We start from the raw sequence: 9,249 nt of genomic DNA, 5'->3' as shown, positions 1-9,249 counted from the left end.
AAACGGCGTCCACACCTCGAGAGGCAGAACGAAGGAATGTAAGGGCTAAGACCCAGCGTGACATGGGAGGGTAAGCCGTCGGGGGAATAGAGTGGATATCCAGAGTGCGGTCATACGACTCATCCATAGATTGGGAACAGCGTCCCAACCTCTATTCCCGCCTCCGGCTCCTCCAGAAAATTATGTCATAGCTACATGACTTATCCATCTTTCAGGATGGTCGATGGTTGAAAATCTAAGAACGAGTGAGAAAACGCGAGAAAACATTAAATAATAGTGGGAGGAAAGGCCCTGGTTTACGGGACGGGGCCGGGCGCAATGAAAAAACGCTTGATGAGGTGGCTGAAGGACGAACGCGGCATCGCCTCGATTGACGAGGGGAACATGGCGATGGTCAAGCTGCTTGCCGGCATGGGACTCGGCACGCTGCTGTTTGCCGGCATCGCCGCCTTCGGATCGGCGCTCCTTGGTGACGGCGGCATCTTCCAAAGCGTCCTCACCAACACGTCCGTCAATTATGACGGCGGTCTTTGGACCAATTAAAGGGAAGGGGGAGAGCGAGACCAATCGCTCTCCCTGTTCCAAATTGCCGATGACGTAAGCGGAACGAATTTCCGGAATGATGGTTGATAAAAGAAATCATGAGTAAAGTTGCACAAAAGCATCAGGTTGAACAGAACGGTTTGGAGGTGATCATGCCAAATGCTCAGTTCGCCAAGACGAATCACGCACCGGCTAAAAGGCTTCTTATTGCTTGTGCTTGCCTTGCTGGTGATGCTGCCGTCCACCAGCCGGGCAGCCCAGAGCGAGCCTTTGGTATCCGCCACGGTGGATATCATTGTGGCGATTGATACGACGGGCAGCATGTCCGGCTGGATCCAGCAGGTGCGCTCGGAAACGACATGGTTTGCAAATCAGCTGCAGGCCGAGGGGTTCGATTACCGTCTGGGGCTTCTCGACTTTAAGGACATATCGGTCGACGGCGGCCCATGGTGGTACGGCTTCACAAACAGCGCGTCCACATTTAGCTCGCGGGTGGGCGGACTTTCGGCAACCGGCGGGGGTGATACGCCGGAGTCGGATATCAACGCACTGCTCACCGCGCAACTAAAGTTTGTGAATGAAGGGCGTTCCACGGCCGGACGGATGGTGATCCTGATCACGGATGCCCCGTTCAAAGAGCCGGAAAGCGGGTATAACGTCACGAGCATTGCGACATTATTGAACAGTCACAACATTGTGGTGAATATCATCGGTTCCGGCGCCGATGCGTACGGTCAGGCGAGCAGCTTGAATGCCCGAACGCGCGGCGAATATTACAACACGACCGATTTGCGAACGGCTTATCAGGGCATCATTTCGCAAATTCAGCGGAATACGCCGCCTCAGGTGACAGACAGCCGGATCGTCCTCCCTCCCGGTGTCGATCCGGGGTCGATTACAACGTCGACGGAGTTGGAATTTACTTTGGCCGGTTCGGACCCTGATGGCGATGTGCTCCGATATTACTGGGAGGCGCTGTCGCCCAGCGAGCGCGAAATATTTTTGGGAGACACCCCAACCATCCGCGTGCGGCTGAAAGAACCCGGCGTTTGGGAAGTGACAGGGACCGTGACGGATCCGACGGGGGAATCGGTATCCGTGACGCACCGGATCGCGGTGGGCAACCGGAAACCGACGGTCAGCAATCTGCGGATCCATAGTCCCAATACGAAAACCCCTACTCTGTTTTGGGATTATGCGGACCCGGACGGACATGCGCAAGGTAAGGTGCACATCAGGGTGAAACAGGGCGCTGCGGTGGTCTGGGACAGCGGGGAAGTGGCACAATCCGGCGCTTCTGCCGTCCTTCAGGGCATGGCCTACGGACAGAACTATACGGTTGACGTTCAGGCCATGGATCAGTACGACGCCTGGAGCGACTGGGCCAGCTTGTCCGTACACATCAACCAGCTGCCCGATCTGCGGCCGTTCGCGATGACGACGGTTCCCTCCGGTTCGGTGCTGGAGCAGGCCCCCGTGGTGGCAAAAGTACAGGTGAAAAACGAGGGGGAACAGCCGGCTGGAAGTTTTAACGTCTCGTTGTATGACGAAAGCCGCCTGATCGGCCAGCAGACGGTGACCGGCCTATCTCCCGGTGCCAGCACGGAAGTCTCGTTTTCGTTCCAGGCTGCGGGCCCGGGCAATCACACGCTGAAAGCCGTGGTGGATTCCGGCGGGCAAATTGCGGAAGCGAGTGAAACCAACAACGAAATCTCGGGAACGGTTCAGGTATTGCACCGGGTGGATTTGACCCCCTCCCTTTCCATTTTCCCGGATATGGTTCCCCAGGGCGGGAGCTTGACCGTCCGGATTGGGGTGACCAACCAAGGTCAGGGCGCTGCCGGAGCCTTCCGCGTCGATGTGCTGCAAAACGGAACCGTGATCGCGCAACAAACGATCGAACGGTTGGAGCCTGGCAATACGACCACCTTTGATATTCCGAATCTTCCGGCGCAACCGGCTGGACCGAACACGTTCCAAGTCGTGGCGGATGCGGCCAATCAAATCCCGGAAGCGCGGGAAGACAACAATACGGTTCAGAAGAGCATCCAAGTGGTTGCGCCGCAGGAAGTCACCGGTCTTGAGTGGACAGCGACTCCGGACGGGCGCTCCATCACGGTCACTTGGACGGACCCGGCGGACGTCTTTTTCGATCATGTGGAAATGACGTTTGCGCCAACCGGGGGGACCGGTACTCCAATCCGGGTGGACAAGGGGATCAGGACCCGAACCTTTTCCGGATTGACCCCTGAAACGTCCTATACGTTACGGATCCGAACGATCAATACGGCCGGTTATGCTTCTGCCGGGTTGACCCAAGTGATGGTCACGCCGCGGGATACCGTCCCGCCGGATGAAGTGGCGGAGGTCGGCATCACATCCGGTTATGAAGGACGCTCCGTGGAAGTGAGGTGGCGGGACCCCGGCGATGAGGACCTGCGGTTTGTGGAACTTCGCCTGTTGCGGCCGGACGGCACTCCTTTCGGAGAACCGATCCGGGTGGAAAAAGGCGTAGAGCGGGCCACCTTTTTGCATACTTCACCAGGTACGGAGATGATCGTCCAGCTCCAGACCATCGATGAGAGCGGCAATCGATCGGCCGGCGTCCGGCAGGCGTTTCGCACAGCGGCGGACACGATTCCACCGGCAGCGGTTCGCGATCTTGCCGTACATGCGGACAAGGCGAGCGGCACGATCCGGGTAACGTGGAACGAACCGGAGGACGAAGGTTTGGAGACGATCCACCTGTATCTGCGGAACGCGGATGAAAAGGAGGCCGAATGGCTGGAAGCGGGAAACATTCCGGCTGGCGTAAAACAGGCGGAATTCAGACCGGAACCCAATCATCGTTACTCGGTCCGCGTGATTGCCGCCGATGATCAGGGAAATCTCTCCCCCTTTGCCGAAGCGAATGTCACGTTGTTGCCCGCGAAGCCGCTGAAACCGGATCCTGTCCGTTTCAGCAAATGGGGCTCATCGCAGGTCATTCAATGGGAGGAAGCGGGAAACGTACTCCCGGTCACGTACAAACTGTACCGGCAAATGCCCGGTGAGGAAGCGAAAGAAATTGCAAGCCTTCCGGCGGGCACGACCCGTTATGTTGATTCCATATCCCTGGAAGTGGGTCTGCCGGTGAAATATTACGTCACGGCGGTCGACCGGGATGGAACCGAATCGGATCGGAGCGGACCGGTTGGTCCGGCGGGATCGTTCTCCGACAATCCCATCGTGCGGATCCTTCATGCGTCCACTGACGAAGTACGCCTGGAAAGCTCAACGGTGAAAGGAGCCCGAACCTACCGTTTGGAACGCCGCGAGTCCGGTGATTGGCAGGAAATTCAACAATCATCCGCAACGACGGAAGAGACGTTGATCTGGACGGATCGCGGTGTCCAACCGGGGCATCGTTACCAATACCGGGTGATTGCGGAAAGCGAGGGAAGACAAGCGGCTTCCGTACCCATTTCGGTGGCGGTACCGGCGTTGGCTCCGATGCCGCCGGTGAACGTCCATGCTGAACGGAACGATGACTGGCAAGTGGTCGTTTCCTGGCAACCTCCAGCAGACGGGGCGGATGCGTATAATCTTTACCGGCAGACAGACAGCGGTCCGGTCTTGCTGCTTGCTTCCCGCATCACGCCGGAAACCCGCTTTACCGATCAAACGGTGCGCCCGGATCACAGCTACACCTACTTCGTGTCCGCCTGGAAAAACGGAAAAGAATCCGAAAAAGCGGCGTCACTGCCGGTTCGGGTCACGGCATCCGCACCAGCCGGTTGGGGTCCTCCGGATGCCGATCCGAAAGACTACGTGGGTGATTTTGTATTCGTGGAGCAACTCGGAGAGAGTGTCCGCGTTTCCTGGAGAGCGGCAGAGGGAGCACCGGCCCACTATTTTGTCTACCGCCAGGAAGCGGGCACGCTGTACCAAAAGCTGATCGCGGTTTTGACCGGGGATCGTCTGCAATGGGTCGACAGCACGCCGCGGCTGGGCAAAACGTACACGTACGCGGTTCAAGCCCAGTATCGCTTCACCTATGGGAGCACGTTAACCCCCAAATTTGAGGCGGCTCCCATCACGGTTCAACCGCCCGATGGCATAGACCCCGCTGCCGTGTTCGATCCCGAGCATGTCCGGGCAACCGTCGACGATGACCGCTCCGTATTGCTTACTTGGGACGTGCCCAAAGCGGCAAAGGAATATTTGATTTATCGGAAAGAATCGGGACAAGCGATCAGCACGCTGATGGGAAGGGTCGACGGAACAAACGGCACGTTGTTTTCCGACACGTCGGTGAAGCCGGGAAGCACATACGTGTATGAAGTGATCGCCCGGTATCCGGGCGGAAACTCGGCGATGGTGAAATCCAATGCGGTCACGATTCCGTAAGAACAGGGGCAGATTTTCAAAAGAGGGGCTATCCCTTCGTGCTTTCTTTCAAGACAGGAGAGGATCAGCAAGCCTGGAGTTTGTCATCCTGCTTCCCTTTCTCCTTTTCTTCCTGTTGATCGGATTTGATTTCATGCGCTGGATCGTCGCCGCATTTTCGATTCAGCATGTGGCCGATCTGGCGATGCGGGAGATTCAGGAGAGCGGATTCGATGGACGTCTTTCCTTACAAGTGAGCGAATGGATGGAAAACAACCGGCTCGATCCCGAACAATGGAGCGGTTCCGTCACTACGGTCGGGAACGGTCGCGGAAGCCTTGTCTTCCGTTCGGCCGTTCGCTTTCGCGCCTTTTCCCTCTTCGGGTGGAACGTGTCCGTCCCCGTCGAAGCGAGAAGAACTTTTGACAAACGCGATCGTGTTGTGGAAGGCCAGGACGCATCTGAGGGTGCTCAGGAAGGAATCGGTCTGTGGGATGAAGATCCATAATGCTTCCAACATGATACAGATCAATTGGCACCAAGTTTTTTCTTAAGGAGAGAAAAGGTTAGAAAAAGAAGCGCTGGAAACAAAATGAGTTCTGTGGCGATTGACGCAATTCCGCGTGATGGCCAGAAAGGGAAGAGGAACCATGATGTTGTGGAGGAAAAAGCAAGCGGCCTCTTCGCTGAAAGATGGTTGGGTGGAGGTTGGGAAGAAAGGAAGCAAATCAACGCTTTCCGTCCAAATGAAATGGCTTCCGTCCAATCCGCAATCGGTCCTATTCCGGATCATCGACATGAAAACGGGCAGGACGGTTGTTGAACCATGGATCATGCATCAGGATCTCATCAAGATGCTCTACGATGGATTATTCAACCTTCTTTCCCAGGATCGGCCGGTTATCCGGAAATGACCTGAAAGATTGAATTGGTGGTGGAGACTCATGAGAGTGACGTTGCGTTTTCGGGAATGTGAGCACAACGGAGATCTGGATGCGTATGCTTCGGACGTGGTGAAGTGCGGTGGTATCGTGCTGGAACGCATGGTCGACCCGTTGGCCGAAAAGGGGTACTTAACCGTCAAACTGAATGGCCCGGACCCGGAAGATTTCTACCGCAAGTTCAGGAAAACGAGTTCTTATGATTTTTTGTGTTAGACATAGGCAGCATGATAAGGGCGTGTCGACTTCGGAAACGAAGTCGTTTTTTTATGCCATTTGAATTTTGGAAATGAGGAGGATCCATATGGGAAAGCCGATTCAAACGGTGATGACAAGGGGCGTTGAAAGGCTGGATTTGCCCCCTCATGTGTTACGGACGTTGTTTGACAAAGCGATCGCCAATAAAGAAAAGTCCTGGTTCATATCCTTCCAACCGAAAAATGGACGGGTAGAAATTACCGATGGCAACGACAAAATCCTGGACACCGTGAATCTTCATTTGCCTGAAAAAATATGGGTGATTTTCGATAACTACGGCGATTATCTCGTAGCCACGGCTTTGTTGCCGAGGGAGTATTAACCCGTTCCTCCCAGAAAATGGAGAAAGGAATGGGGAAATGGATTACGGTACCTGCATTGATTTGTTTTGCGGGGCAGGAGGGCTTTCCCTCGGGTTTGCATGGGCCGGTTTTCATATTGCGCTTGGCGTGGATTTGGACGTTTCCGCTCTTCGGACTTTTCAACAGAATCATCCCGTAGCTGGTGTTCTTCGCGCCAACGTGGCGGAACTGGATGGGAATACGTTAATGGATTTGGCTGGAGGCAAATCCATCACCGGTTTGCTGGGCGGGCCGCCATGCCAAGGGTTTAGCATTGCCGGAAAACATGATCCGGGCGATCCGAGAAATCAGTTGCCCTACGAATACGCCCGAATCTTAAAGGAAATCCAGCCCAGGTTTTTCTTGATGGAGAATGTGAAAGGGTTGTTGTACCAAAAACAACGTATCCATTTCGAATCCATCCTGACTTTGCTTGCACGCGCCGGATTCCGCTTGCACTGGAAGCTGTTGAATGCCTGGAACTACGGTGTTGCGCAAGTAAGAGAGCGGGTGTTTATCATCGGATTTCGCGAAGATTTAAACGTTAACTTTCAGTGGCCGGAGGAAGATCCAAGCAGACCTGTATTGCAGGATGCCATTGGGGATTTGCCCGACCCTTTGGAGGAGCCCGCGGCTCTGCCCAATCATGTGCTGCATAACCCGATGCCTCCTTCGATGAAGCACAGGATCCGGAAGAATGGCAAGGGAGCCGCAATATTTGATTGCAAGGTCATGTCCTGGGACCAGCCATGCAAAACGATCACGGCACATTTGGCCAAAGATGTTGACTTGGCGCATCCGGGGGGAATATTCAATCATTACGGTCATTTATTTGACAACGTCAAATTAGACGGTGCATTTCGTCAAGCCAATCGCCAGACCAGTTGGAAACGCCCTTGTCACACGATTACGGCTCATGCCCGAACGAACGGAATCCATCCAGGTTACATGGGAACCGTGCAAGAAAGGAACAACCCGGATTCGGGTCCGTTGGCCGTGCAGAAACCAAGACGCTTTACCGTACGGGAATGCGCCCGGATTCAAAGTTTTCCTGACTCCTATGTATTTACGGGAAGTGTGACGGCCCAGTACCGGCAGGTGGGCAATGCGGTCCCTCCAAGGCTGGCGTATCTGCTGGCGAAAAGTATATCGAATGCGCTGAACAGTTAAACAGCCTATGATTTTACTCCTGAAAAGTCCGGATCATCTTCGATGATGACGGGGAGATGATCCGGTTGCTGCTGCATGATGATCCAAGAAGGACGGACCGCTTTCATTTCGTTCACTCTCCAAGGGTGTGAAAATAACATCCTAAAAGAAAGCGTCGGATGTGCCATGGATTTACAGCTCTATATCAAAGAACAGGGTGAGTTTTATCTCGTAGGGGTTGTACCGGGGAAAGAAGTTTATTTTTTGGGACACAGCCCCCAATGGGAAAGCATTTTGGACAAAGTTTTTCAATATGCGAGTAACCTGAGTGTACCGGATGATCGCATTTTTTACCGGGGAAAGACATTGCGAACTTTTTTGTCGCAAGAAACGGAGAATGGCAGCAGCCATCCTTCCATCGAGAGAAACAGCGTCTGAGCAAAGGAGGAATCGGTATGCTCAAAAGCCCGATTCGTTGGCAAGGGGGGAAATCCCGCTTGCGAAAAGAAATTATCCGTCGTTTTCCTCCTCACACGTGCTATGTGGAAGTTTTTGGAGGCGCCGGCTGGGTGTTGTTCGGAAAGGAACGGTCAAAAGTCGAGGTGTTTGCCGATATTAACTCGGAGCTGGTAAATTTTTTTCGCGTGATCCAGGAAAATTGGGAGGAGTTGGCGCAAAGGTTTGAATGGGCCTTGTACGCCCGCGATGAATTTCAACGGATCATGGCGCGAAGGAACGAGGAACGGGACCCTGTGACGCGCGCCTATGACTTCTACTACCGGATCTATTCCCACTTCGGGGGCAAATACAACGATTGTGACGACTGGGGATACTCCCGGACAAGACCCGCCTACAATATGAGCGATGTGAAAAAGAAATTCAGGGAGACCCATGAACGACTGATCGGTGTGTACATTGAAAACCGGTCCTTTGAAGAAGTGATCCCGCGGTACGATTCGCCGGACACTTTTTTTTATTGCGATCCTCCCTATTTCGAGCTTTCGGGATACATTTACAAATTCACAAAAGAGCACCAGCTTGAATTGCGGGATTTATTGGCCGGGATCAAAGGGAAGTTTCTGCTCAGCATTAACGACCATCCGGTGGTGCGGGAATGGTATAAGCCGTTTTATATCGAAGAAGTGGAAACCCGGTATACCCTTTGCAGACAGCAAAGCGGCCGGCAGCCGGTTAAGGAACTGTTCATTACCAATTACCCGCCAGAGGAGGCAGATTGATTCCAGTTGTACGGATGGAGGGCCACGCATGATGAAAATGGACGTGAAAGTGTTCGGGAAATTGCGGAAGTTCAATCGCATTCCGGGATATGAAGGAAACCCAGATGCCTCACACATTCTTTACCGGGATGTTCCAATCTTTCTTGTTACTCCCCAGGAGATGGATGCGGCGATTCGGCTTGAAGATCTGGATGTCATGCGGGAGCATAAGGACTGTCCACTGCTCATTCTTACGGACAAAAAGCGCGTGCTGGCGGTGGATCCGCAGGGATACAACTATGCCCGCTACGTTTGCGTGATCGATGTCGAAACGGCCCGGACGATTCTCAATCGGGTGTAACATGGACGAGCAGGCGAAAGGATCGGGAGCTATAGAAAGTTCATGATGGAGTCGAAGTACTTCGGAGGTGA

At 54.1% G+C, this 9,249-nt stretch carries 10 protein-coding genes; all 10 read left to right on the top strand.

Going from position 1 to position 9,249, the window contains the following annotated elements; translation table 11 throughout:
* The first annotated feature begins 318 nt into the window (after nt 1–318).
* The gene (locus F560_RS0111815; protein ID WP_019005947.1) at nt 319–543 is read left to right on the top strand and encodes a hypothetical protein; all 225 of its coding nucleotides are present in this window, start codon (nt 319–321) and stop codon (nt 541–543) included.
* 159 nt (nt 544–702) lie between these two features.
* Entirely contained in the window at nt 703–4,932 is a 4,230-nt protein-coding gene (locus tag F560_RS0111810) for a CARDB domain-containing protein (protein WP_020621282.1), read from the top strand.
* Complete coding sequence (locus F560_RS0111805) at nt 4,913–5,419, top strand: TadE/TadG family type IV pilus assembly protein (protein ID WP_019005945.1); 507 nt, start codon at nt 4,913–4,915, stop codon at nt 5,417–5,419. The genes F560_RS0111810 and F560_RS0111805 overlap by 20 nt, the downstream gene beginning before the upstream one ends.
* Nucleotides 5,420–5,519: 100 nt before the next feature.
* On the top strand, nt 5,520–5,825 hold the full coding sequence (locus F560_RS0111800) for a hypothetical protein (RefSeq protein ID WP_156828965.1): 306 nt from the start codon (nt 5,520–5,522) through the stop codon (nt 5,823–5,825).
* A gap of 30 nt (nt 5,826–5,855) precedes the next feature.
* Nucleotides 5,856–6,068 carry a hypothetical protein gene (locus tag F560_RS0111795; RefSeq protein WP_156828964.1) on the top strand — a complete coding sequence of 71 codons (213 nt, stop codon included), beginning with the start codon at nt 5,856–5,858 and terminating at the stop codon, nt 6,066–6,068.
* An 88-nt stretch (nt 6,069–6,156) separates the two neighbouring features.
* On the top strand, nt 6,157–6,432 hold the full coding sequence (locus F560_RS0111790) for a hypothetical protein (protein ID WP_019005942.1): 276 nt from the start codon (nt 6,157–6,159) through the stop codon (nt 6,430–6,432).
* A 37-nt stretch (nt 6,433–6,469) separates the two neighbouring features.
* Nucleotides 6,470–7,621: a DNA cytosine methyltransferase gene (locus F560_RS23115; protein ID WP_019005941.1), complete on the top strand. Its 1,152-nt coding sequence runs from the start codon at nt 6,470–6,472 to the stop codon at nt 7,619–7,621.
* 75 nt (nt 7,622–7,696) lie between these two features.
* On the top strand, nt 7,697–8,038 hold the full coding sequence (locus F560_RS0111780; protein WP_019005940.1) for a hypothetical protein: 342 nt from the start codon (nt 7,697–7,699) through the stop codon (nt 8,036–8,038).
* A gap of 17 nt (nt 8,039–8,055) precedes the next feature.
* Nucleotides 8,056–8,838: a DNA adenine methylase gene (locus tag F560_RS0111775; RefSeq protein ID WP_019005939.1), complete on the top strand. Its 783-nt coding sequence runs from the start codon at nt 8,056–8,058 to the stop codon at nt 8,836–8,838.
* 28 nt (nt 8,839–8,866) lie between these two features.
* Nucleotides 8,867–9,178, top strand: coding sequence for a hypothetical protein (locus F560_RS0111770; protein ID WP_019005938.1), 312 nt, complete (start codon nt 8,867–8,869; stop codon nt 9,176–9,178).
* The last annotated feature ends 71 nt before the right edge of the window (nt 9,179–9,249 follow it).

Source organism: Cohnella laeviribosi DSM 21336 (assembly GCF_000378425.1).
Taxonomy (GTDB): domain Bacteria; phylum Bacillota; class Bacilli; order Paenibacillales; family Paenibacillaceae; genus Cohnella; species Cohnella laeviribosi.
The sequence above is the reverse complement of the archived record's forward strand: the minus strand, read 5'-3'. Positions and strand labels throughout refer to the sequence as shown.